Origin of the sequence: uncultured Polaribacter sp., assembly GCF_947503855.1 — a bacterium.
In the GTDB taxonomy this organism is placed as follows: Bacteria; Bacteroidota; Bacteroidia; order Flavobacteriales; family Flavobacteriaceae; genus Polaribacter.
Genome location: NZ_CANNFF010000009.1, coordinates 16,235 through 41,890 on the forward strand (window position 1 = coordinate 16,235; position 25,656 = coordinate 41,890).

Annotated in this window: 27 protein-coding genes; 20 read left to right on the forward strand and 7 right to left on the reverse strand. The window is 30.1% G+C overall.

Going from position 1 to position 25,656, the window contains the following annotated elements; all coding sequences use genetic code 11:
* Positions 1-213: 213 nt before the first annotated feature.
* From Q0662_RS08835 to Q0662_RS08845, 3 genes are read right to left on the reverse strand one after another with little or no spacing between them, the layout of a single operon-like run.
* Positions 214-1,242, reverse strand: a complete 1,029-nt coding sequence (locus Q0662_RS08835; RefSeq protein ID WP_298948892.1) for a UDP-glucose--hexose-1-phosphate uridylyltransferase — start codon at positions 1,240-1,242, stop codon at positions 214-216.
* A 20-nt stretch (positions 1,243-1,262) separates the two neighbouring features.
* Positions 1,263-2,411, reverse strand: coding sequence for a galactokinase (galK, locus tag Q0662_RS08840; RefSeq protein WP_298948894.1), 1,149 nt, complete (start codon positions 2,409-2,411; stop codon positions 1,263-1,265).
* Between the two features lie 20 nt (positions 2,412-2,431).
* A complete protein-coding gene (locus Q0662_RS08845; protein ID WP_298948896.1) occupies positions 2,432-3,430 on the reverse strand; it encodes a GntR family transcriptional regulator in 999 nt (332 codons plus the stop codon).
* A gap of 99 nt (positions 3,431-3,529) precedes the next feature.
* Between Q0662_RS08845 and galE the strand changes: the two genes are divergently transcribed.
* Complete coding sequence (galE, locus tag Q0662_RS08850; RefSeq protein ID WP_298948898.1) at positions 3,530-4,585, forward strand: UDP-glucose 4-epimerase GalE; 1,056 nt, start codon at positions 3,530-3,532, stop codon at positions 4,583-4,585.
* Between the two features lie 73 nt (positions 4,586-4,658).
* On the opposite strand, the gene Q0662_RS08855 is transcribed toward galE, so the two are convergent.
* The 3 genes from Q0662_RS08855 to Q0662_RS08865 form a co-directional block, all read right to left on the reverse strand.
* The gene (locus Q0662_RS08855; protein WP_298949159.1) at positions 4,659-5,474 is read right to left on the reverse strand and encodes a DMT family transporter; all 816 of its coding nucleotides are present in this window, start codon (positions 5,472-5,474) and stop codon (positions 4,659-4,661) included.
* Between the two features lie 146 nt (positions 5,475-5,620).
* Positions 5,621-6,289 (reverse strand): bifunctional 4-hydroxy-2-oxoglutarate aldolase/2-dehydro-3-deoxy-phosphogluconate aldolase, encoded by a 669-nt coding sequence (locus tag Q0662_RS08860; RefSeq protein WP_298948900.1) that lies wholly within the window; start codon positions 6,287-6,289, stop codon positions 5,621-5,623.
* Between the two features lie 108 nt (positions 6,290-6,397).
* Positions 6,398-7,444 carry a sugar kinase gene (locus Q0662_RS08865; protein ID WP_298948902.1) on the reverse strand — a complete coding sequence of 349 codons (1,047 nt, stop codon included), beginning with the start codon at positions 7,442-7,444 and terminating at the stop codon, positions 6,398-6,400.
* A gap of 155 nt (positions 7,445-7,599) precedes the next feature.
* Here Q0662_RS08865 and Q0662_RS08870 point away from each other — a divergent pair, with 155 nt between their 5' ends.
* The 19 genes from Q0662_RS08870 (at position 7,600) to Q0662_RS08960 (ending at position 24,693) form a co-directional block, all read left to right on the forward strand.
* Positions 7,600-8,643, forward strand: coding sequence for a LacI family DNA-binding transcriptional regulator (locus Q0662_RS08870; protein ID WP_298948903.1), 1,044 nt, complete (start codon positions 7,600-7,602; stop codon positions 8,641-8,643).
* A gap of 112 nt (positions 8,644-8,755) precedes the next feature.
* The gene (locus Q0662_RS08875) at positions 8,756-9,337 is read left to right on the forward strand and encodes a HupE/UreJ family protein (protein WP_298948905.1); all 582 of its coding nucleotides are present in this window, start codon (positions 8,756-8,758) and stop codon (positions 9,335-9,337) included.
* Positions 9,338-9,381: 44 nt separating this feature from the next.
* Positions 9,382-9,807, forward strand: a complete 426-nt coding sequence (locus Q0662_RS08880; RefSeq protein ID WP_298948907.1) for a dCMP deaminase family protein — start codon at positions 9,382-9,384, stop codon at positions 9,805-9,807.
* Positions 9,800-11,371: a S41 family peptidase gene (locus Q0662_RS08885; protein WP_298948909.1), complete on the forward strand. Its 1,572-nt coding sequence runs from the start codon at positions 9,800-9,802 to the stop codon at positions 11,369-11,371. The genes Q0662_RS08880 and Q0662_RS08885 overlap by 8 nt, the downstream gene beginning before the upstream one ends.
* A 15-nt stretch (positions 11,372-11,386) precedes the next feature.
* A complete protein-coding gene (locus tag Q0662_RS08890; protein ID WP_298948913.1) occupies positions 11,387-12,154 on the forward strand; it encodes a UDP-2,3-diacylglucosamine diphosphatase in 768 nt (255 codons plus the stop codon).
* 112 nt (positions 12,155-12,266) lie between these two features.
* Positions 12,267-13,256 (forward strand): MoxR family ATPase, encoded by a 990-nt coding sequence (locus Q0662_RS08895; protein WP_298948915.1) that lies wholly within the window; start codon positions 12,267-12,269, stop codon positions 13,254-13,256.
* Positions 13,257-13,339: 83 nt separating this feature from the next.
* The gene (locus tag Q0662_RS08900) at positions 13,340-14,209 is read left to right on the forward strand and encodes a DUF58 domain-containing protein (protein WP_298948917.1); all 870 of its coding nucleotides are present in this window, start codon (positions 13,340-13,342) and stop codon (positions 14,207-14,209) included.
* Positions 14,210-14,287: 78 nt separating this feature from the next.
* Complete coding sequence (locus Q0662_RS08905; RefSeq protein ID WP_298948919.1) at positions 14,288-15,301, forward strand: hypothetical protein; 1,014 nt, start codon at positions 14,288-14,290, stop codon at positions 15,299-15,301.
* Positions 15,288-16,292, forward strand: coding sequence for a VWA domain-containing protein (locus Q0662_RS08910; RefSeq protein WP_298948921.1), 1,005 nt, complete (start codon positions 15,288-15,290; stop codon positions 16,290-16,292). The genes Q0662_RS08905 and Q0662_RS08910 overlap by 14 nt, the downstream gene beginning before the upstream one ends.
* Before the next feature lie 43 nt (positions 16,293-16,335).
* On the forward strand, positions 16,336-16,698 hold the full coding sequence (locus tag Q0662_RS08915; protein WP_298948923.1) for a four helix bundle protein: 363 nt from the start codon (positions 16,336-16,338) through the stop codon (positions 16,696-16,698).
* Positions 16,699-16,717: 19 nt separating this feature from the next.
* Positions 16,718-17,764, forward strand: a complete 1,047-nt coding sequence (locus Q0662_RS08920; protein ID WP_298948926.1) for a VWA domain-containing protein — start codon at positions 16,718-16,720, stop codon at positions 17,762-17,764.
* Positions 17,765-17,768: 4 nt separating this feature from the next.
* Positions 17,769-18,578 (forward strand): tetratricopeptide repeat protein, encoded by an 810-nt coding sequence (locus tag Q0662_RS08925; RefSeq protein ID WP_298948928.1) that lies wholly within the window; start codon positions 17,769-17,771, stop codon positions 18,576-18,578.
* 8 nt (positions 18,579-18,586) lie between these two features.
* A complete protein-coding gene (locus Q0662_RS08930; protein ID WP_298948930.1) occupies positions 18,587-20,359 on the forward strand; it encodes a BatD family protein in 1,773 nt (590 codons plus the stop codon).
* A 1-nt stretch (position 20,360) separates the two neighbouring features.
* On the forward strand, positions 20,361-21,119 hold the full coding sequence (locus Q0662_RS08935; RefSeq protein WP_298948931.1) for a tetratricopeptide repeat protein: 759 nt from the start codon (positions 20,361-20,363) through the stop codon (positions 21,117-21,119).
* 51 nt (positions 21,120-21,170) lie between these two features.
* A complete protein-coding gene (locus tag Q0662_RS08940) occupies positions 21,171-21,482 on the forward strand; it encodes a hypothetical protein (protein WP_298948933.1) in 312 nt (103 codons plus the stop codon).
* 87 nt (positions 21,483-21,569) lie between these two features.
* A complete protein-coding gene (locus Q0662_RS08945) occupies positions 21,570-23,150 on the forward strand; it encodes a SulP family inorganic anion transporter (RefSeq protein WP_298948935.1) in 1,581 nt (526 codons plus the stop codon).
* Between the two features lie 24 nt (positions 23,151-23,174).
* Positions 23,175-23,804 carry a carbonic anhydrase family protein gene (locus tag Q0662_RS08950; RefSeq protein WP_298948937.1) on the forward strand — a complete coding sequence of 210 codons (630 nt, stop codon included), beginning with the start codon at positions 23,175-23,177 and terminating at the stop codon, positions 23,802-23,804.
* Positions 23,805-23,939: 135 nt separating this feature from the next.
* Complete coding sequence (locus Q0662_RS08955) at positions 23,940-24,089, forward strand: hypothetical protein (protein ID WP_298948939.1); 150 nt, start codon at positions 23,940-23,942, stop codon at positions 24,087-24,089.
* Positions 24,067-24,693, forward strand: coding sequence for a carbonic anhydrase (locus tag Q0662_RS08960; RefSeq protein ID WP_298948941.1), 627 nt, complete (start codon positions 24,067-24,069; stop codon positions 24,691-24,693). Before Q0662_RS08955 ends, Q0662_RS08960 begins: the two co-directional genes overlap by 23 nt.
* Before the next feature lie 416 nt (positions 24,694-25,109).
* On the opposite strand, the gene Q0662_RS08965 is transcribed toward Q0662_RS08960, so the two are convergent.
* Positions 25,110-25,631, reverse strand: coding sequence for a CvpA family protein (locus Q0662_RS08965; protein WP_298948943.1), 522 nt, complete (start codon positions 25,629-25,631; stop codon positions 25,110-25,112).
* Positions 25,632-25,656 lie beyond the last annotated feature (25 nt).

A 25,656-nucleotide genomic window follows, 5' to 3' on the forward strand; every position in this document is an offset into this window, starting at 1 on the left:
ATCTTAATACAAGTATTTTAGAATTAACTTTTTGATGTATCGATGATCTATCAAAAATAAATTGAAAGTAAGGTAAAAACCCTAAAAAGTAGTAATTGATCTTTTTTTTTCTAACAGTAAAGATATTTATTTGCTATTTTATAAATTGAATTTTGTTTACTTAAAAAAGGTATTTTTTTAAAGTTTAATTTCGAGATTACCCTATTTCAATTTTCATAAACTCACCAAATCTCTTAATCTAATTGCTGCTTGTTCTGCAGTAATATCTCTTTGTGGTGTGCCAAACATCTCATAACCCACCATAAACTTTTTTACAGTTGCACTTCTTAATAAAGGTGGATAAAAACTCATATGAAAATGCCAATGGTGATTGTCTAAACCATTTGTAGGCGCTTGGTGAATTCCACTTGAATAGGGAAAAGAAATATTAAATAATTGATCGTAAGCTTTTGTAATTACAGCAATAGCCTCTGCATAATGAAATGATTCTTTATCATTTAAATCTAAAATACTTTGTTTTTGTTTTTTGGGAACAATCATGGTTTCAAAAGGCCAAACCGCCCAAAAAGGAACCAACACTACAAAATCATCATTTTGAAAAATAATCCTTTCTTTTACGGCTAATTCTTGTTGTAAATAATCGCCCAAAAGGCTGCTTTTTTTCTCTTTAAAATAGTTGAGTTGTTGGGTATGTTTTTTATCAACTTCATTGGGTAAAGTAGATTGACTCCATATTTGACCATGAGGATGCGGGTTGCTGCACCCCATTACAGTACCTTTGTTTTCAAAGATTTGCACATAGTTTATGGTGGGTTGTTTTGCCAATTTAGCATATTCTTTTTGCCACGCAAAAACTACTTTTTGTATTTCTTCGGATGACATATCTGCCAAACTTTTAGAATGGTCTGGACTAAAACAAATTACTTTACAAATACCAGTTTCACTTTCTGCTTTTAACAAACCATCATTTACATTAAATGTTGGCGAATCGTTTTGTAAAGCTGCAAAATCGTTGGTAAATACAAATACATCTGTGTATTTTGGATTAACTTCTCCATTAATTCTGGTATTACCAGCACATAAATAACAATTTTCGTCATAAGAAGGTCGTTTTTGGTTATTTACGGCTTCATTTTGGCCTTGCCATGGTCTTTTGGCTCTGTGAGGTGAAACTAACACCCATTCTCCTGTTAAGATATTAAATCGTTTATGAGCGTAATCTTGTAAGTTTGTATGTTTCATTATAATTCTTTTCTAGTCGTTTATTTTACGATGTGTGTACCTTCAGAAAGTTCTATAAAATACACAGAACAATCTTTATCAAATTTACTTTTGTAGGCTTTTGATGCTGATTCTGCAAAAGCTTTAACTTCACTTCTTGCAATTAAGTTGATAGTACAACCACCAAAACCACCACCCATCATTCTTGCTCCTAAAACGTGTTTATTCTTTTTTGCTTGGGCTACTAAAAAATCTAATTCAGCACAACTTACTTTGTATTGGTCTGATAAACCTGCATGCGATTGATAGATTAATGAACCCAACAATTCTAAATCGTTATTTTTGATGGCTTTAGCCGCTTTAATCGTTCTCGCATTTTCTTGAATAACATATAGTGCTTTTTGATAATTTGTAGGAGTAACCTTATTTATAACAGTTTCTAAATCTGCTTCTGTTGCGTCCCTTAAAAAATCTATGCCTAATAATTCTGATATGCTTTCACAAGCAGAACGCCTATCATTATAAGCGCTATCCGACAAACTATGTTTTACGTTTGTGTTGATTAATAATAACTGATGGTCTTTAAAATCAATCTTATAAGGACGAGATTCTATGGTTCTACAATCTAAATGCAAAGCATGGTCTTTAATACCAAACATACTTGCGTATTGGTCCATAATGCCACAATTAACACCCACATAATTGTGTTCTGCTTTTTGAGAGATCAAAATCATTTCGTGTTTGGTTAAACCTAACTCAAACAATTCATTCAAACCAAAAACCACACTATTTTCTAATGCTGCCGATGATGACATACCAGCTCCACCAGGAATATTTCCTTTAAAAATGATGTTAAAATCGCCAATAATTTTATTCCTATTCTGTATTTCTGCTACCACACCAAAAACGTAGTTTTCCCAACTGCCTTCTTTTGATGGTTTTAATTTGTCTAATTCAAACTGGACGGTGCTATCTAAATCTAAAGCAATTGCAGTAGAGCTACCCGTATCACTTTTCTGAATTGCAGCGGCAATACCTTTATCTACCGCAGCAGGAAACACAAAACCACCATTATAATCTGTGTGTTCTCCAATAATATTTATTCTTCCTGGAGAAAAAATTAACAAGGGTTCTATAGTAAAGATTTCTGTAAATTTTTGTTTTACTTCTTTTATTAATTTGTCACTCATTTTAGTGGATTATTTTAATATTAAATAGATTTTCTAAAAAGTAATTTACCTGGGTTTATTACAGATGTTTGTTTGTTTTTTAAAATCATTTCTGCCAATGTTTTTCCCATCAATTTAAAATCTGTAGAAATGGTTGTAATACCTTCTGCAACTACTTCTTTTAAAAGTGTATCATTGTAAGAAATTATTCCAATGTCTTTTGCAATTTGTAATTTTTGTTCTTTTACTTTTTTAATGATTTTAATCAAATCTTTGTCTTCAAAAACGATATACAACTCCCCTTTTTTTGGGGTTCGTTTGTAAATGGTTTCTGTAATTTCATACTTTATTTTGTAATTGTTACAGAAATTTTTAAATCCTTTTAACAACTGTTTGGGTTGTTTATCATTTGAATATAATAAAACCAATTTTTCATATTTTCTAATGGCATGCAAAGCTGTAAATAATCCTTTTTGGATATCATTTTCAAAATCTTGATAAATAGCTGGGTAATTTTTTAATTCTTTGGGAACTTGATCTAAAAGATATACTTTATCTTTTGGTAAATTTTGAATCGTTGGTTTTGTTTCTTTTAAATTGGCAGGCATAATAATATAGTAAGAATAGTTGCCTACACTATCATGAATTAATTTTTTAAAAACATCAATATTAAAATGATGAAAGAAAATATCTATTTGAATCTTATCACCCAAATGCTCTAAAAAAGAATTGTATAAATCTTCTTTAAAAGAATTTAGCTCATCAAACAACACAAATATTTTTTGTTTTACTAACACATCTTCACTAAAAACATAATATCCTTTACCAACTACAGAATGTACAATACCTCTATTTTTCAACTCATTAAAAGCTGTTAAAACTGTATCTCTAGAGAGTTTGTATTTATTTTTTATGGCATTTAAAGAAGGTAGTTGATCTCCTTTTTTTAATGCACCATTAGCAATAGCAGCTTCTATAGAAGTTACTATTTGTTTGTATTTTGGTACCCCAATATTTTTTTTAAGTGATACAATTTCCATACAACAAAAATACATTTTTTAAACAAATAAACAACTAGTAGGTTCTAGTTGGTTTTTTTAATGTTTTTACTATATTTACATCGTTAAAAAAGAAACACAATGCAAAATAAAATTATAGTAACTGGTGGCTGTGGTTACATAGGTTCTCATACAGTAATTGAATTGATAGAAAACAATTATAATGTTGTAATTATAGATGATTTATCTAATTCATCAGAAGAAACATTAGAAAGAATTTTAAAAATTACAGGGACAAAACCAACTTTTGCAAATGTTGATTTAAAAGATGAAATGGCTACTAAAGCTGTTTTTAAAAAACATAAAGATGCAAAAGCTATTATTAATTTTGCTGCTCACAAAGCTGTTGGCGAGTCAGTAAAAAACCCTTTAATGTATTACAATAACAATTTGTGTTCTCTGATAAACGTACTTTCTGCTCAAATAGAAAACAATATAGAAGGTTTTATATTTTCTTCTTCTGCAACGGTTTATGGCACACCAGAAACCCTACCAATTACTGAAAAAAACGAAACACAGCGTCCTTCTTCTGCCTATGGAAATTCGAAGAAAATTGCAGAAGAAATAATTGATGATGTTATAAAAGCCAGCAATAATTTTCAGGCTATTTCTTTGCGTTATTTTAATCCTATTGGAGCACATGAATCTGGTTTAATTGGCGAATTACCAAGTGGAATACCCAATAACTTAATGCCATACATTACACAAACTGCTGCTGGAATTCGTGAAAAATTAATGGTTTTTGGTAATGATTATCCTACAAAAGACGGAACACCAATAAGAGATTATATTCATGTAGTTGATTTAGCAAAAGCACATGTGTTGGCAGTAAAAAGAATCATAAACAAAGAACAAGATATGCCGTATGAAATTTTTAATTTAGGAACAGGAAATGGATTTTCTGTGTTAGATGTTATCAATTCTTTTGAGAAAGTAACCAACTCTAAACTAAACTATGAAATTGTAGAAAGAAGACCTGGTGATGTACCTCAATTGTATGCAGCAACTAATTTAGCTAAAGAGAAATTAGGTTGGTCTGCAAACAAAACCTTAGATGAAATGGTAAAATCTTCTTGGGATTGGGAACAGAAATATAGAAAAGAACAAAGCTCTAAAGAGTCTGGAAGTGCTTTTTAATTACTCTAGTTGTTAAACAAAAAAAGCAACTTTAAAAATTGGTTTTTTGCGGCAAATTAATTGGTGAACTAAATTAACTTGTTTTTCTCTTTAAATATATGTTATAAATTAAGCCTACAAAGATTAAAAAGATACCCAATAAGGTCCATATATTATAGATATCTCCAAACCAAAAGACACCAATAATTATGGTAAAAATTACTTCTAAATACTTTAAAGGTGCTATTACAGAGGTTTCATCAGATTGAAAGGCTTTGGTCATATATAATTGACCTATATAACCAAAAATACCTAGGCTTAACAATAAAAACCATTCTGACATATTTGGTTGTTTCCAATTGTTTATAGACATTAAACCGCCAAATACAAATGCCATCACCATAAAATAGTTTATAATAACCAATGGATGTTCTCTGTTGCCTAATTTTCTAATAACCACAAAAATCAACCCTAAAAAAATTGCCGAAGTTATGGCCAACAATATACCAATTGTATGAACATCTACTCCAAAACCTTTAATAATTAATACGCCTACAAAAGCAACTAAAAACAGCAACCATTGTATGGGTTTTATTTTTTCTTTTAAAAATAATAACGCAAAAATTGCTGCAAAAATTGGTGATGTAAATCGAAGAGAAGCTGCTGTGCCCACAGCCAAATAGTTTAAAGATTCAAAAAAGCACGTAAGTGAAATTACCCCAATGACACCTCTTAAAAAAAGGAGATTTTTATGATTTCCTAAAATGGAAATTTTTAGTTTAATTATTAAAGGAATTGTAAATAATAGAGTACCAATAGATCTAAAAAACACTATTTGATATACGCTGTAACCACTTAAATATTTAACTACAGTATTCATTATTGCAAAAGCAATAACACTAAAAATCATATAATAAATGGCTGTGTATTTGTTGGGTTTCATACAAGAATATTGAATTGTAAAATTAGGTTTTCTTTTATGATTTTAAATAAAAAACTCGGAGCTAATAATAGTCCGAGTTTTCTTCGTTTTATAAACTAATCAACCTCATAAAACTATTTTCTAAGTGCTTTTATAATGTTTAAAGCGTTTTTTGTAGCACTTTCAATTTTATCATAATCAAAATTACCATTAGCATCTTTGGCCATTAATTTAGAACCCATTCCTACACAAGTTACACCTGCGTTAAACCATCCTTCTAAATTTTCTTTTGTTGGAGATACACCTCCTGTTGGCATTATACTTGTCCAAGGTTGGGGCCCTTTGATCCCTTTTACAAATTGTGGCCCGTAAATATCACCCGGAAATAATTTTACTATTTCGCATCCTAATTCTTCTGCTTTTGCAATTTCTGTAAGCGTACCACAACCTGGAGACCATAAAACTTTTCTACGGTTACATGCAATTGCAATATCTTCTCTTAAAACTGGTGTTACAATAAAGTTTGCACCTAATGCCATAAATCTAGAGGCTGCAGCTGCATCTGTTACAGAACCTACACCCATTACCATTCCTGGTAATTCTTTAGTTACATATTTTACCAATTCACCAAAAACTTCGTGAGCAAAATCTCCACGAGCTGTAAATTCTAATAATCTTGCACCTCCTTTATAACAAGCAGTAATTACTTTTTTACTTACTTCTAAATCTGAATGATAAAATAAAGGTACCATCCCTGTATCTTTCATTACTTGTGCTACTTCTATTCTTGTATATTGAGCCATAATTTTGTGTAATTTTTTATTATTTAATAATGTATTTGTTTAACTGTGTAATTGTTTTGAAAAACCTTGCGATTCAACAATTTAACACTTACACAGTTACACCAAAATTTATCTTGCTACTCTTCCAGAAGCATCACCACCCATTAGTTTTTCTACTTCAGAAACAGTAACTAAGTTCGCATCTCCTTTAATTGTGTGCTTTAAACAAGAAGCGGCTACTGCAAAGTCTAATGCATTTTGGTCATCTTCTGGGTATTTTAATAATCCGTAAATTAAACCTCCCATAAATGAATCACCACCACCAACTCTATCTACAATATCTGTAATTTGGTATTGGCGTGTTTGAAACAATGTTTTACCATCGTATAAAACACCAGCCCAAGTGTTATGAGATGCAGAAATTGAACCTCTTAAGGTTGTAATTACTTTTTTAGCTCTTGGAAATTTTTCCATCATTTGCTCACAAACAGATAAAAATGCTTCTGCTTTTACATTATGGCCTTCTGTTTGTACAGAAATTCCTGCTGGTTTAATACCAAAATGCATTTCTGCATCTTCTTCGTTGCCTAGAACAATATCACAGTAAGAAGTTAATTCTGTCATTACTTTTTCTCTGTGTGCATCATCACAATATTTCCAAAGTTTTGCTCTATAATTTAAGTCTGTAGAAATGGTAATCCCTTTAGCGCTTGCCGCTTTTACTGCTTCTAAACAAACATCTGCAGAACCTTGAGAAATTGCAGGTGTAATTCCTGTCCAATGAAACCATTCTACTCCTTCAAAAACAGCATCCCAATCTATCATCCCAGATTTTATCTCTGCAATGGCAGAATGTGCTCTATCATATACTACTTTAGAACCTCTAGATACAGCTCCTGTTTCTAAAAAATAAATTCCTAAACGATCTCCACCCCAAACAATTTTATCTACTCCAACACCACGTTTTCTCATTTCCATCATAGCACATTCACCAATATCATTTTTTGGTAAACGTGTTACAAAATCTACATCAACACCATAATTTGCTAAAGAAACTGCTACATTAGACTCTCCTCCACCATATACCACATCAAAATTATTTGCTTGCGAAAATCTTAAAAATCCTTGTGGAGCTAATCTTAACATGATCTCTCCAAATGTTACTACTTTACTCATTTTAATTGCTATTTTATACTATTTATAGTTATTTGCTTAAACGTTTAACCAATTTTTTAAAATAAAATCAAAATAGCTTATTTTTATCTACTATTTTGATTGTAATTTATATCGTTCTATATTTGCTTTAACGTTTAAGCAAATATATTAAAAATTTGAAAACTAAAAAGAAAACTACCATAAAAGATATTGCTAGTGTGCTAAATATATCTGCTGCTGCTGTTTCTAAAGCATTACATGATGATGCAAGGATAAGCGAAAAAACAAAAAAAGCCGTAAAACAGGTTGCTAAAAACCTTAATTATCAACCAAACCACTTAGCAAGTGCGCTTAGAAGTGGAAAAAGCAAATTGGTTGGTGTAATTGTACCGAGAACAAATAGTAACTTTTTTTCATCTGTAATAGAAAATATAGAGGAAGTTTTAAATAAAAAAGGCTACAATATTATTATTACGCAGTCTAACGAGTCTTTCAAAAAAGAGTGTGATAATATAGATACTTTATTATACACACAAGTGGATGGTATTATAGCATCTATGGCAAATGAAACTATTGATTTAGAACATTACGAGAAAGTGAAATCAAAAGGAATCCCTTTAATTTTATTTGATAGAGGTGAAAATGATTTAAACGTAGATTATATAGGTATTGATGATTATAACAGTAGCCAAATAATTGTAAAACATCTTGTTGATGAAGGTTGTAAAAGAATTGCACATATTGGCGGATTTAAGCATACAAGAATTTTTAATAACAGAATTAGAGGTTATGTAGATGCTTTAAAAAAGTATAATTTACCATTAGATGATGAACTTTTGCTAGAAAGTAGTTTAACTAAAGAAGATGGTAGAAAAAAAATGCAACAGCTTTTAAACTTAAAAAATAGACCAGATGCTGTTTATGTTGCTGGTGATTATGCTGCACTTGGTGCTTTGCAAGTTTTAAATGAAAACAACATAAATATGCCTAATGAAATTGCTTTGGTAGGTTTTGGTAACGAACCTTTTACAGAAATGGTTACCCCAAGTATTACCAGTGTGCATCAACATAGTGCTGATATAGGTAAATTGGCTGCAGAAACTTTTTTAAGATACACAAAAGAGAAAACAATTAACCAATCTTTAAAGAAACAAATATTAAAAGCAGAATTAATTATTAGAACTTCTTCTAACAAAAAAATCTTAAAAACAAATGTATAAAAACAATAAAATTGGGTAATCAATTTTATTAACCAATTATTATCTTCAAACAAAAATTCCCTATTCTTTTATCTTTTTAATATCTTTGAAACTCGTCTAAACTAAAAATATAATGAACGATTTTATTTTATACTTTAAGATGGGTTTAAATCATGTATTAGACCTCTCTGCATACGACCATATTTTATTTTTAATTGTTTTAGCTGTTGTGTTTAGCTTTAATCAATTTAAAAAAGTGTTATGGCTGGTTACCCTATTTACAATTGGGCACTCTATAACCCTAGCATTAGCTGCTTATGGTATTTTAAATGTGAGTATGAATTTGATAGAATTTCTAATTCCTGTAACCATTTTTATTACAGGAGTAATTAATGTATTTACCGCTAAAAAATCATCCACAGGAAAAGAAAACACCAACTTAGTTTTTGCCTTATTTTTTGGGTTAATACATGGCTTGGGTTTTTCTAATTATTTTAAAATGATGATTGGCAATGAAGAAGACAAACTAATACCATTATTAGAATTTGCCTTAGGCATAGAAGCTGCACAAATAATTATAGTTTTAGGTATTTTAATCGTGGGTACTTTACTACAAAACTTTTTTAGAGTTACAAGAAGAGATTGGATTTTAGTCTGCTCATCTATAGTTATTGGATTTGCCATACAAATGATGTTAGAACGTATTTTTTGGTAATTAATTAACTTTACTATCTTATTAATCTTTTTACTTTCGTACTAATGACAGAAAAAAAACAATTAAAATACGACAAAGCTTACTTAAGAATGGCTTTAGAATGGGGTAAATTATCTCACTGTAAACGCAAGCAAGTAGGTGCTTTAATTGTAAAAGACAGAATGATTATTTCTGATGGTTTTAACGGAACACCCACAGGTTTTGATAATTGTTGCGAAGACGAAAATGGTGCCACAAAATGGGAGGTTTTACATGCAGAGGCCAATGCTATTTTAAAAGTAGCAAGCTCTACACAATCTGCCAAAAATGCTACTCTGTACATTACACTTTCTCCATGCACACAATGTAGCAAACTTATACATCAAGCTGGTATTAAAAGAGTGGTGTATGCTAATGCATACAAAGACAGTTCTGGCTTAAAATTTTTAGAAAAAGCAGGTGTAGAATTAATGAATTTACCTTATGAATAAAAAACATCTACCTCTATACCTATCTATAGCCGTAATTTTTGGTCTTTTTATAGGCGTCTCTATTGGTGGAAACTCGGGCAATATGTTGTCTTTCTCTAAAAGTTCTACACAAGAGCGTAAAATAAAAAGATTAATAAATTTTATTGAAAATGATTATGTAGACAAAGTAAGCACAGACTCACTTTTAGATGGGGCAATTACCCAAATGTTAGGCAAATTAGACCCACATTCTGTATATATACCAAAAGAGAATTTACAAGCAGTTCAAGAAAGTATGCAAGGTAAATTTGTAGGTATTGGTGTACAATTTCGCATCATTTCAGACACGATCACTGTTATACAGCCCATAAAAGGTGGGCCAAGTATTAAAGCAGGCATTAAAGCTGGAGACAGAATTTTAATGGCCAACAAAGACACCCTTTTTGGTAAAAATATGTTAAGTGTTGCTGTACCTAGATATTTAAAAGGAAAACCAAATACCGATGTCAATTTACAAGTGTACAGAAAAAGTACAGATTCGCTCTTTAATATCAACATTACTAGAGGTAGTGTAAATATTAAAAGTGTAGATTTAGCTTACATGATTAACGATTCTCTAGGTTATATTAAATTAGATCGTTTTGCAAGAAATACTTATAGAGAATTTAAAAGCGCTTTAAAAACTTTGGTAAATAATGGTATGATAAATTTAGTACTAGATCTTCGTGGAAATGGTGGTGGTTTTATAGACATTGCAAATAGTATTGTAGATGAGTTTTTAGAAGACAATAAACTAATTGTTTTTACCAAAAATAATAAAGGAGAAATTGACGAGTCTTTTGCTACTTCAAAAGGAGATTTCGAAAAAGGTGGTTTGTATGTTTTAATTGATGAAAACTCAGCATCAGCATCAGAAATTGTAGCAGGTGCTTTGCAAGATAATGACAAAGGCACCATTATTGGAAGACGTTCTTTTGGAAAAGGTTTGGTACAAATAGAAATGGATTTAGGTGATGGTTCTGCAGTACGTTTAACCACAGCAAGATATTATACCCCCACAGGTCGTTCTATACAAAAACCATATGCTGGAAATGGAAACAAAAACTATTACAAAGACTATCAACAAAGAATAAACAGTGGAGAATTATTAAGTAAAGACAGTATTAAAGTAATAGATTCTTTAAAATTTAAAACACCCAAAGGCAAAGTAGTTTATGGTGGTGGTGGTATTATACCCGATGTTTTTGTGGCTGTAGATACTACTTCTTACATGTCTAATTTCTACTTTAATACCATCAATAATTTTGCGTTTGAGTATGTAGATAACAATCGTAAAAAATTAGAAAATTGGACTATAGCCACTTATATCAATGGTTTTGATAAAGACGAAAAAATATTTGATACTTATTTATCAAAAATAAAAGATAAAATTACACCATCATTTAGAGCAAAACAAAGCATAAAAAAATACCTAAAAGCCTCTATCGCCAATGTACTTTTTGGCGATGTTGGTTTCTACAGAATCATTCATCAAGAAGATAAAATGCTGCAAAAAGTTTTAGAGTTGGAAACTAAACAAGAATAGCTTTTCTTTGTAAAAATGATTTCGATAACAACTTCTAAGAATAAAAAAGTCTACTTTGCATCAGACCAACATTTAGGTGCACCAACAGCACAAGCCAGTTTTCCTAGAGAAAAAAAGTTTGTAACTTGGTTAGATACTGTAAAAAAAGATGCAGAAGCCATTTTTTTATTAGGCGATTTATTCGATTTCTGGTTCGAGTATAAAACAGTAGTACCAAAAGGATTTGTAAGGGTTTTAGGCAAATTAGCAGAAATAAAAGATAGCGGAATTCCCATTTATTTCTTTGTTGGTAACCATGATTTATGGATGAATGATTATTTTGAAAAGGAATTAAACATACCTGTATATCATGCCCCACAAGAGTTTCTCATCAATAATAAAAAGTTTTTAATTGGTCATGGAGATGGTTTAGGCCCTGGAGATAAAGGCTACAAACGCATGAAAAAAGTGTTTACTTTTCCTTTATTTAAATGGATGTTTAAATGGTTACATCCAGATTTAGGCATACAATTAGGGCAATACATGTCTGTAAAAAACAAACTGATTTCTGGTGATGAAGATGCTAAATATTTAGGCGAAGAAAATGAATGGTTAGTACAATATTGTAAAAAGAAGCTTACAGAAACACATTATGATTATTTTGTTTTTGGCCACAGACATTTACCTTTAGAAATAAAATTACAAGAAAACAGTACATACATCAACCTTGGAGACTGGATTCAGTACTTTACTTTTGGTGTTTTTTCCAATACAGAATTTAAATTAACAGAATTTAAAGACTAATCCTATTTAATACACTTCTAATACCTTAATCTTTAACCTTGTTTTAACAAAATAATTTTGTTAAAATTGTAGCTTTGTTTCACTAAATAAAATAAAAATAATATAACATAGAATGGATATAGATGTAAGAGCTATTAATGAGAAAATCGAAAGAGAAAGTGCGTTTATAGATATTTTAACCTTAGAAATGAATAAGGTTATTGTTGGGCAAAAACAAATGATTGAAAGTTTGTTAATTGGTTTGCTTGGAAACGGACATATTTTACTAGAAGGTGTTCCTGGTTTAGCAAAAACACTTGCAATTAATACCTTATCTAAAGCAGTACAAGGTAGTTTTAGTAGAGTACAATTTACACCAGATTTACTACCTGCAGATGTTGTAGGTACCATGATTTACAACATGAAGGTAAATGACTTTTCTATTAAAAAAGGCCCTATTTTTGCAAACTTTGTTTTGGCAGATGAGATTAATAGAGCACCCGCAAAAGTACAATCTGCTTTACTAGAAGCAATGCAAGAGCGCCAAATTACAATTGGCGATGAAACATTTAAGCTAGACGAACCCTTTTTAGTAATGGCAACACAAAACCCTGTAGAACAAGAAGGTACATATCCATTACCAGAAGCACAAGTAGATCGTTTTATGTTAAAAGTGGTTATTGACTATCCGCGTTTACAAGACGAACAAGTAATTATGCGTCAGAATTTAAGTGGTGGTTTTGCAACTGTAAACCCAGTAATTTCTGTAGATCAAATTATAAAAGCACGTGAAGTTGCCAATGAAGTCTATATGGATGAAAAGATAGAAAAATACATTCTAGATATCATTTTTGCAACACGTTACCCAGAAAAATACAACTTAGCAAATTTAAAAGACTTAATTAGTTTTGGGGCATCACCTCGTGGAAGCATCAACTTAGCTAAAGCAGCTAAATGTTATGCTTTTATAAAAAGAAGAGGGTATGTAATTCCAGAAGATGTTAGAGCTGTAGTAGCAGATGTTTTACGCCACAGAATTGGCATTACATACGAAGCTGAAGCAGAAAATGTAACTTCTGTAGACATCATTAACTCAATTATCAACGAAGTAGAAGTGCCATAAAATGTGTAATCGTGTAATTGTTTAAAACACAACAATTACGCAAAACCAACAGTTACACTTTTAAACAATTAAACAGTTACACGTTGAATACTAAGGAAATACTCAAAAAAGTTCGTAAAATAGAGATTAAGACACGTCGTTTGTCTGATCATATTTTTGGAGGTGAATACCACTCCTCTTTTAAAGGGCGAGGTATGACTTTTTCTGAAGTTAGACAGTACCAATTTGGAGACGATGTTAGAAGTATCGATTGGAATGTTACTGCACGTTACAGCGAACCTTACGTAAAAGTTTTTGAAGAAGAAAGAGAACTAACCATGATGTTGTTGGTAGATGTTTCTGGCTCAGAATCTTTTGGTACATCTCACCAATTTAAAAAAGATACCATAACAGAAATTGCGGCAACATTAGCTTTTTCTGCAACCCAAAATAACGATAAAGTAGGTTTAATTCTTTTTTCTGATGATGTAGAGCTTTTTATTCCTCCAAAAAAAGGAAAAAGTCATGTATTAAGAATTATTAGAGAATTGATAGAATTTAAACCTAAAAGTAAAAAAACCAATATTGAAGCAGCTTTAAAGTTTTTATCTAGTGTTTTAAAAAAAAGAGCGATTGTTTTTATGCTGTCTGATTTTATGGATGATGACTATGAAAAAACATTAAAAATTGCTGCAAAAAAGCACGATTTAACAGGCATCAAAGTATTTGATAAACATGATGAGGAAATTCCAAATTTAGGAATGGTACCTGTATTAGATGCAGAAACTGGCAGTGTACAATTGGTAAATACATCATCTAAATCTGTTAGAAATAGTTACAAAGCAAACGCTTTACGTTTAAACGATTATTTTACAAACACTTTTAAAAGAGGTGGTGCAGGCACTATAAACACTAGAGTTGATGAAAGTTATGTGAAAAAATTATTAGGTTATTTTAAACATAAAGGAAGATAAAAAGCCCATCTTAATCTTCCCAAAGGGAAGAAACACTCTTGTATAAAAGTTTGTGAAAACATAAAAAAAATTAAAAATTTGAAAACAAATAGTAGACATAAAATGCTTCCAAAAGCTATAAAAAAAGCACAAGCTAAACGTCCTCTCTCTTTTGGAGAGAGGATTGAGGTGAGAGGCTTTTATTTTGTTTTATTTGTTTTTTTCAGCTTTGCTACTTTTGCTCAAAACTCTATGGTTAAAGTAGAAATTGATACAACCAATATTAGAATTGGAGAGCAGTTTAATCTAAAAATATCTATAAACGAAACCGAAAATGTTATACTACCTAAATTACAATTAAAGGGTTTAGAAGTTATAGATTCTACCAAAATAGATACCCTAAAAAATAGTTTAATTAGAAGGTATATACTAACCGGTTTTGATAGTGGTGCTTTTTACATACCTCAACAACAAATATTTGTAAAAAATCAAGCTTATTTAACAGACTCATTATTAGTAAATGTAGCTTCTGTTGCTGTAGACACTACAAAAATTAAAAAATTTCCAATAAAATCTATTAAAAGCGAACCCTACACTTTTGATGATTTTAAAATATATATATACATATCTTTGGCAGTTTTAGCCATTATTGCTTTTTGGATTTATTGGTTTGTCATCAGAAAAAGAAAAGAAGAGGAAGAGGCACCAACCTATAGAACCTTACCACCTTATGAAGAAGCAATTTATAGGTTGAATGAGTTGGATGAAAAACTTTTATGGCAAAACAACAAGGTAAAAGAGTACTATTCTGAATTAACAGAAATTGTAAGGGGTTATATAGAAAGAGAACTAAAAGTACCTGCCTTAGAAAATACCACAGACGAAGTTTTATCGATGTTAAAAGATTTTAAAAATGCAGAAACCATACAAACTTCTAAAGAAACGATAGACAAGCTAAAAGATTTATTAAGAGAAGCAGATTTAGTAAAATTTGCAAAATCTAAACCTTTGGCTCCAGAAATAGAAGACGATAGAAAAGATGCAGAGTATATAATTGGCAACTTAAAACCAAAACCAACAATAGAAAAAGAAGAGGAAGATGGATTGGAGTAATTTTGAATTTTACAGTCCAGGGTTTTTGTGGCTACTAATAGCAGTACCCATTTTAGCAATTTGGCACTTTTTTATGCGTAAAAAAGATGCAGCAGTATTAACTGTACCTAGTGTTAAAGGTTTTAAAACAACCTCTATAATAACAAAGCTAAAACCGGTATTATATGCATTAAGAATATTGGCCATAGCAGCAACAATTATTGCGCTGGCAAGACCAAGAAATGTATCTGTTAGTAAAAAAACAAAAACAAACAGAGGTATAGATATTGTAATGGCAATAGATGTATCTGCAAGTATGTTGGCTAGAGATTTAAAACCGAACCGATTAGAAGCTTTAAAAAAAGTAGCAGTAAATTTTATAGATAGAAGGCCCAATGATAGAATTGGTATTGTAGTATATGCTGGAGAAAGTTTTACACAAACACCTATTACCAGCGATAAGGGTATTGTAAAAAGAACCATTTCTGAACTAAAGTGGGGTCAGTTAGAAGGTGGTACAGCCATTGGTATGGGCCTAGGTTCTGGTGTAAACAGATTAAAAGAAAGCAAAGCAAAAAGTAAAGTAATTATCTTGTTAACAGATGGTGTAAATAATTCTGGTAATATAGACCCAAGAACTGCTACAGAATTAGCAAAAGAGTTGGGTATTAAAGTATACACCATTGGTATTGGTACTAACGGAATGGCAGATTTTCCTTGGAGTAGAGATCCAAGAACTGGCAAATTAAACTTTAGAAAACAACAAGTAGAAATTGATGAAACTTTGCTAAAAGAAATTGCAACAGAAACTGAAGGAAAATATTTTAGAGCCACAGATAACGAATCTCTAAAAGAAATTTATGATGAAATTGACAAACTAGAAAAAACAAAAATAGAAGAATTCAAATATTACAATTATCAAGAAAAATATAGAATTTTTATATTTATTGCGCTAATTTTATTAGGATTAGAATTTATTTTAAGAAACACAATTTTTAAATCATTTATATAAAAAGTGTAATTGTGTAATTGTTGAATCGTGTAAATGTAAAAAAATGTACATATTTTCATTTGAAAAGCTTAAAGTTTGGCAAGATGCAATTCAGCTTTCAAAAGAAGTTTATAAAATAACTTCTACTTTTCCAAATGATGAAAAATTTGGGTTAGTTAGCCAAATGAGGAGAGCTACAAATTCAATTGCAGCTAACCTTGCAGAAGGTACATCTAGAAATACAAATAAAGATAAAGCACATTTTACAACAATTGCATATAGCACAACAATGGAAGTTTTAAATCATATAATTCTATCAAAGGAATTAGAATTTATATCCGAAGAAAATTATTTAGAATTAAGAGAAAAAATTTACAAAATATCTAATATGTTGAATGCTTTACGAAAAGCACAATTAAACAATTAAACAGTTACACATTCTAAATATGTATAGAATAGAAGAACCAATATATTTTTACTTGCTAGCAATTATCCCTGCAATGATTGTGATTTTCTTGTTGGTTTTTTGGTGGAAAAAAAGAATGCAGCGTACGTTTTCTGATGCAGCATTATTAAAAAAACTAGCACCAAATTCATCAACATTTAAAAACACTTTAAAACTAATTTTTTTAGTAGTAGGTATTGCTTTTTTAGTAATTGGTTTAACCAATCCAAAAATGGGAACCAAATTAAAAACGGTAAAAAGAGAAGGTGTAGATGTTGTTTTTGCTTTAGATGTTTCTAAAAGTATGTTGGCAGAAGATATTGCCCCAAACAGATTAGAAAAATCAAAACAAATTATCTCTAAAATTATAGATAAATTAGGTTCAGATAGAGTAGGTATTATTGTGTATGCAGGTAATTCTTATCCATTATTACCAATAACAACAGATCATGGAGCTGCCAATATGTTTTTACAAAATGCAAATCCAGATATGGTTTCTAGCCAAGGTACAGCAATAAACGAAGCCTTAGAACTAGCAAAAACCTATTACAATAACGACGAGCAAACCAATCGATTTTTAATTATAATTTCTGATGGTGAAGACCACCAAGAAGAAACCAAACAAGTAGCACAAAATTTAGCAAACGAAGGTGTAAAAATTTACACAATTGGTGTAGGTACAGAAAAAGGTGGCCCAATACCAATGCGTTTAAATGGTTCTATGATTGGTTATAAAAAAGATAATAAAGGAGAAACTGTAATTAGCAAAAGAGTACCCAAAGTTTTACAAGGTATTGCAGATGCTTCTAATGGTACTTATATTGATGGAAATGTTACAGACAATCCTGTAAATAAAATTGCAAATATTATTGCGAATGCAGAAAAAAATGAGTTTGAAACCAAGCAGTTTTCAGACTACAAAGATCAGTTTCAATGGTTTTTAGCATTAGGGTTATTATTTCTAGTAATAGATATATTCTTATTTGATAAGAAAACAAAATGGCTTAAAAAAGTAGATTTATTTAACGAAGAAAACAATAAAAAATAGACCCATGAAAAAAATACAGTACGCACTTATTATTTTTTTGATGCTATTTTCAACCAAAAATATTTTAGCTCAACAAGATACCATTACAAAACAAAGAAAAGCAAGACAATTGTTACGTAAAGGAAATGATTTGTATAAAAAACAACAATTTACAGATGCTTCTGTAGCGTACCAAAAAGCATTAGGTAGCAACTCTAATTACGATAAAGCCACCTATAATTTAGGGAATGCTTTATATCAAAATAAAAATTTTAAAGAGGCAATACCACAATACGAACATACTGCAAAAACAGCTACAGATAAAATTACAAAAGCACAAGCCTACCATAATCTTGGTAATGCAATGATGGAGTCTAAAAACTATCAAGGTGCAGTAGATGCTTTTAAAAATGCTTTAAGAAATAATCCTTCTGATGATGAAACCCGTTATAATTTAGCAGTAGCTAAAAAGCTTTTAGAGAAAGAAAAGCAACAAAATAAAGACGATAAAAATAAAGATAAGAACAAAGACAATAAAGACAAAGATAAGAAAGATAAAGACGATAAAAATAAAGACAACAAAGACAAAGATAAAAACAAAGACAAAGATCAAGATAAAGACGGTAAAGGAGATAAGGATAAAGACAAAAACAAAGACCCTAAAAAAGACAATAAAAAAAATCCAGAAAAACCAAAACCACAACAAGGTAAAATGACGCCTCAGCAAATAAAACAATTGCTAGAAAACTTAAATAACGAGGAGAAAAAAACCCAAAAGAAAATGAATGCTAAAAAAGCAAAAGGCAAAAAAGTAAAACAAGAAAAAGATTGGTAAAAAAGAAAATGAAATTGAAGTTTTACATAATCGTATTTATTGGCTTGCTAAGTTTTTCTTTAGCAGCGCAAGAAGCTACCCTAAAAACAAAAGTTAGTAAAAATAAATTAGGCGTAAACCAACGTTTACGGGTCATATTTTCTATAAACAAACAAGGTGCAGACAACTTTACACCTCCCAATTTCAACAATTTTAAAGTAGTTGGTGGACCAAGTCAGTCTGTTAGCCAATCGATATCTCAAACACCAAGTGGTAGAAAAGTTACTTTTTTACAGTCTTATACATATATTATTCAACCCAAAAAAAAAGGAGAACTTTCTATTGGAAGTGCTAGCATTAAAATAGGAGGCAAAACAATAAAATCAAACCCTGTAAAAATTATTGTTTTAGATGCTGTAGAAATTCCAAAAGACCCCAATGATCCTAATTATATTGCCCAACAAAACATTCATTTAGTTGCAGAAATTTCTAAATCTAAACCCTTTGTGGGCGAAGGTATTTATGTAGAATACAGATTGTATGTAAGCGAAAATGTAAGCGTATACGATACCAATGTAAAAGAAGCACCACAATACAATGGTTTTTGGAATCAGAACATAAAAATAAATGGTTACCCAGTAAAAATGGGCAAATATAATAGCGAAGATTATAGATATATTGTCTTACAAAAAGCCTTATTAATTCCTACAAAAACCGGTAAATTAACCATAGATCCTATGAAAATGGATATTATAATTGGTGTACCTTCTGGAAGAGCAGATTTTTTTGGTAACATCATTACAAAAAATGTAAGAAGAGAGTTTGCATCAGCCAAAAAAACAATCATTCCAAAAAGTCTTCCTATAGAAGGCAAACCTAATAATTTTACGGGTGCTGTTGGCGATTTTAAATTTGATGTTGCGCTTAGTAAAGATGTTTTAAAAGCCAATGAAACATCTCAAATAAAAGTAGCCATTTCTGGTAAGGGGAATTTAAATTTATTTGAATTACCTACTATAACCACTCCTGCAGAATTAGAAATGTATCAACCAGAAAGAAAAGAAAAAGTAAGAACAAACGCTAAGGGAATTTCGGGCTCTGTAACAGATACATACACTGTAGTGCCACAGTATAAGGGAAAATACAAAATACCAAGTGTATCGTTTTCTTACTTTAATCCTAAAGAAAAAAAGTACAAAACAATTAATACAGAAGATTTTTATGTTGATGTACAAGAAGGTAAAGAACTGGTAACTTCAGATACAACAACTGTTACCAAAAAAAATGTAGTTGCTACGGGAGAAAATTTTAGATACATAGCCACAAAAACAAGTTTTATAACTCAAGAAAAATCAGGTTTCTTTAAATCTACTTTGTTTTACATCTTATTTTTAGTGCCCTTATTTGCAATACCTATTACCGTTTTTATTGGTAAAAAACAGCAAGAAAGAAATAATGATCTAGTAGGCAACAAATTAAGAAGAGCAAATAAATTAGCTAAAAAATATTTATCTGAAGCCCAAAAACAATTGGGCAAAAAAGAAGCTTTTTACGAAGCTTTAGAACGTGCTTTACACAATTACTTAAAAGCTAAATTAGGTATAGAAACTGCAGATATTAGTAAAGAAAAAATAACGAGTTTGTTAGAGGATAAAAATGTAGATCAAGAAACTATTAAACAATTTATAGAAGTCCTTAAAAGTTCAGATTTTGCACGTTATACACCATTTACAGCCACTCAAATGAAAGAAGAGTTTGAAAGAGCAAAAGAAGTTATTGTACAATTAGATAAACAATTATAAAATGAGAAAGCTTGTATTTTTATTGTTGATAATTGCCCACTTTACAACGGCTCAAAGTTTAGATAGTTTGTTTGTATCTGCTAACGAAAACTATAGAAATGGAGAGTATGAAAAAGCCATAAAAGTTTACGAAGAAATTATAAATCAAAACGCAATTTCAGCTGAATTATACTATAATTTAGGAAATGCATATTACAAGTTAAATAAAGTAGGGCCTAGCATTTTTTACTACGAAAAAGCTTTACAGTTAAATCCGCAAAACCAAGATGTAAAAAACAATTTAGTATTTGCAAAACGTTTGGCTTTAGACAACATAGAAGCAATACCTAAAACCCTATTACAAAAATTAAATGCAAATTACTTACAACAATTAACTTATAATCAATGGGCAATTGTAGTTGTTTTATTAGCCATTGTATCCTCTCTAATGTTTTTGTTATTTTACTTTGCAGAAATCCCCAAAAAGAAAAGACTTTATTTTACTACAAGTATGATTAGTTTTCTCTTGTTAATAATTACAACTTTTATAACTTACAAGCAATACAGTCAATCTAAAAAAAATATACAAGCTATTGTTTTTGCTACAAAAACGGAAGTTAGAAATGCACCTACTTTCAATTCAGAAGAAATTTTTACCTTACATGAAGGTACAAAAGTTACCGTTTTAGATACCATAGATAATTGGAAAAAAATTAAAATTGCAGATGGTAAACAAGGTTGGATTATTTCCAAAGAAATAAAACTACTAAGCAGTAAATAATACTTTTTGCAAAAAAAATTCTTACATTTGATTAATTCCAAATTGTATCTATTGAAAATAAAGATTGCATTATTTTTCTCTTTACTATTTATTAGTATTTTAGTTACCCCAACTGTTATTAGTTTAACAGATGCATCTCAAAATATTGCTTGTTTTTTAGATTTAAATGAAGATGAAGAAGAAAATAATGGCAAAGAAGAATCTAAAATAGATACAGAAATAAAATTACAACCTTCTTCTTCATACAAAGACGCAATTGTATTAAAAAATGAGCAAATAAAGACAAGTATCCGATTTTTTTCTAAAAAATACACCTGTAAGTATTTAAAGGTAACTACTCCTCCTCCAAAAATTATATTGTAATTTCTTATAATATAAATCAACAAAAATCATTAAATTTAATAATAAACAACACTCTAATTTAAAAATTGGAGAAAAAAATATTTATATATGTTTAAACACATAAAAAGCGATTTACCTGCAAGTATAGTAGTATTTTTCGTAGCATTACCTTTATGTTTAGGTATTGCATTAGCAAGTGGTGCACCTCTTTTTTCTGGCTTAATTGCTGGTATTATTGGTGGTATTGTAGTAGGTGCCTTAAGTGGCTCTAAAATAGGAGTTAGTGGTCCTGCAGCTGGTTTAGCAGCAATTGTATTAACTGCCATTGGTACATTGGGTGGTTATCAAAACTTTTTGGTAGCAGTTGTAATTGGTGGTGTAATACAATTAATATTTGGATTTTTAAAAGCTGGTATTATTGGTTATTATTTTCCATCATCTGTAATAAAAGGGATGTTAACAGGTATAGGTATTATTATCATTTTAAAACAAATACCACACTTTTTTGGGTACGATGCTGATCCAGAAGGAGATTTTGCCTTTTTTCAAGTAGATGGTCAAAATACCTTTTCAGAAATATTAAATACAGCAAACAATATCAGTTTAGGCTCTACCATTATTGGTGTTATTGGTTTGGCTATTTTAATATTATGGAGCCATGTTTTATCTAAAAAAGGAAAATTTTTTCAAGTAATACAAGGTCCTTTAGTAGCTGTTGTTATAGGTATTGTATACTTTTTTATTACAAGTGGAGATGATAAATATGGTATTAATGCACAACATTTAGTTAGTGTTCCTGTTCCAGATAGTTTAAGCTCTTTTCTTGGGCAATTTAGTTTCCCTAATTTTAATGCCATTACCAACCCAGAAGTTTGGGTAACAGGTTTTACTATCGCTTTAGTAGCTAGTTTAGAAACACTACTTTGTGTAGAAGCTACAGATAAATTAGATCCACATAAAAATGTAACTCCAACAAATAGAGAGCTACTTGCACAAGGTACAGGAAATATACTTTCTGGTTTGGTTGGTGGTTTGCCAATTACTCAAGTAATTGTAAGAAGTTCTGCCAATATACAATCTAAAGGTAGAACAAAACTTTCTGCAATTGTTCATGGTTTTTTACTTTTAATCTCAGTAATTATAATACCCAATTTGTTAAATAAAATTCCATTATCTGTATTGGCAGCAGTGCTATTAGTTGTTGGCTATAAATTAGCAAAACCTGCATTGTTTAAACAAATGGTTAAATTAGGATGGAAACAATGGGTACCTTTTGTAGTTACTGTAATAGGTATTGTTTTTACAGATTTATTAGTAGGTATTGGTTTAGGCTTATTAGTAGGCATTGTTGTAATTTTAATTAAAAGTTTCCAAAACTCTCACTTTTTGCACAAAGAAGGGGAAGACGTTGATGATGGAAAAATAAAAATGACACTTGCAGAAGAAGTTACCTTTTTTAACAAGGGTGCTATTTTAAAAGAATTAGACAAGTTGCCAAAAGATTCCTATTTAGAATTAGATGTAAGAAAAACCACATATTTAGACCACGATATTATAGAAATTTTAGAAGACTTTGCCATTAAAGCAAAAGAAAGACATATAGATATAAAGCTAATTTCTGAGAGAGGTATTGTAAAAAACCCTGAAAGTTATATAGATTTTTTTAACAACAAGCCCAAATTAGTCTAAACGAATTTAAAATATAAAATAATTATGAAAGCACATACTAGAGAAACCCAATCTACAATGACTCCAGAAAAGTCGTTACGATATTTAAAGGAAGGGAATAAAAGATTTCAAAACAATTTAAAAGCAAACAGAAACCTTTTAGAACAAGTAAATGATACTAGTGAAGGGCAATTTCCTTTTGCAACAATTTTAAGCTGTATAGATTCTAGAGTTTCTGCAGAATTGGTTTTTGATCAAGGTTTAGGTGATATTTTTAGTGTTAGAATTGCAGGGAACTTTATAAACGAAGATATTTTAGGTAGTATGGAGTTTGCTTGTAAACTTGCAGGCACAAAACTAATTGTCGTTTTAGGGCACACAAGTTGTGGTGCTGTAAAAGGTGCTTGCGATGATGCAAAACTAGGAAATTTAACATCTATGTTAAGTAAAATAAAACCAGCTGTAAATGCTGTTTCAGAACCCAAAGAAGCTAGCAAAAGAAATTCAGCAAATTTAGAATTTGTAGATTCTGTATCAGAAAAAAATGTTTTATTATCTATAGAAAGAATAAAAGCAGAAAGCCAAGTATTAGCAGAAATGCATGAAGATGGCGAAATAATGATTGTTGGCGCTATGTACAATATACAAGATGGTTCTGTAAAGTTTTATGAATAATCATTTTTAATCGATTTAATATATTAAAAGAGCGTCTTTAACTTAAAAAAACGCTCTTTTTTACTTTGAAATAAGTACATTAGTACACAGAAAATTAGATGCCATCTAGTTGGCATACTTTAGAAGATCTTTTGCATGAATAAAGAAGAAAAAATATATGATGGAAACATAGATGTTATTCCAGATTTAATTCCTCATAAACATCTATTTGCTACTTTTAATGAGTGTGTAAATTGGTTAAAAACAACCCTAATTACTAAAAATGGATTTAAACAAAGTTTTTAAGAACAATAAAAGTTGGATACAAGAAAAACTGGCTATAAATAAAGATTTTTTTGAGCATTTAGCTAAAGGACAAAGTCCAGAATTATTATATATAGGATGTTCTGATAGTAGAGTAACTGCAGAGGATTTAATGGGTGCAAAACCAGGAGAAGTATTTGTGCATAGAAATATTGCAAACATGGTTTCTGGCACAGACTTAAATGTAATGTCTGTTGTAGAATACGCTGTAGTTATACTAAAAGTAAAACATATTATTGTTTGCGGGCATTATGGCTGTGGTGGTGTAAAAGCAGCTATGCAATCTGTAGATTTAGGTATTTTAAACCCTTGGCTTAGAAATATTAGAGATGTTTATAGAATTCATGCAGAAGAATTAGATTTAATTTCTAATGAAGATAAAAAATACGAGAGATTAACCGAACTTAATGTAAAAGAACAATGTGTAAACCTAATTAAAACTGCTGCAGTACAAAAAGCAATTAGAAACAATGGGTTAAAAATACATGGCTGGGTTTTCGACATTCACTCAGGTAAGCTAATCGATTTAAACATAGATTTTGAAAAATATTTAGAGGATATTATGAAAATTTATCACTTAGATTAAACAAACTAACATTTTCTCTTTCAAACCTTGGTTATTTTCCACTCCCTACTTCTACCGTCTAAAGTAGCTGTTTGATAGTTTTTTTTCCCTTTTTGCCTATCTACTTTAGTATGCATTTTTATACCAGGTTTAAAAATAAAATTGGATAACGTAGACGCTTCTATAATTAAATTGTATTCACAATCTGTAATTCATTCAATTTCAGACTTTATGTAGTACTTTTTCATTTCATTCATCCTAGCCAAATACTATCTATACTTTTTTATTACGAAATTTGTAGATATAGGTTTTGTTTTTTAAGATAGAACAATCTTTTATAGTAAAAACAATAAGAATCTTAAACTTATAAAAGCAACTATAAAAATTAATTTTTCCACTATAATTTTTATAGTAATTCACAAAAAAAATTGCAAAAACTATATCTCTATGTGTAGGGGATTTACACCTTCTTTATCATCATCTTTAATGATTGAAGGAAATATGGTAGGAGCAATTTTCTTTACGGGTTCAAACAAAATAGAACTCTCTAAGGTTTCCTTGTCTACAAAAGGAATGGTGTTATTCATTTTACCAAAAAAAATAAAGATTACACTTAAAATTAAGCCTATTTTTAGTACGCCAAAAACGCCACCCAATATTTTATTTAAAATTCCTAAAGCTGCAAAATCTGCTAATTTTGTTAACACTTTACCTAACAAGGCAATAATAATTATAATAATTATAAATGTGCCTGCAAAGGCTGCTAAAGAAATATATTCTTCTGACCAAGAGACGTATTCTTTTAAAAAATCACCTAAAAAATATGAAAAATGTATGGCTCCATACACACCACCAATTAAAGCCACTAAAGAAGCTACCTCTACAAAAAGCCCTTTCATAATGCCTCTTACAAAGCCAAAAATTAAAAGCGCAGCAATGATAATATCAAAAATATTCATTAAAATAGTTTTGGTAAACCTACAT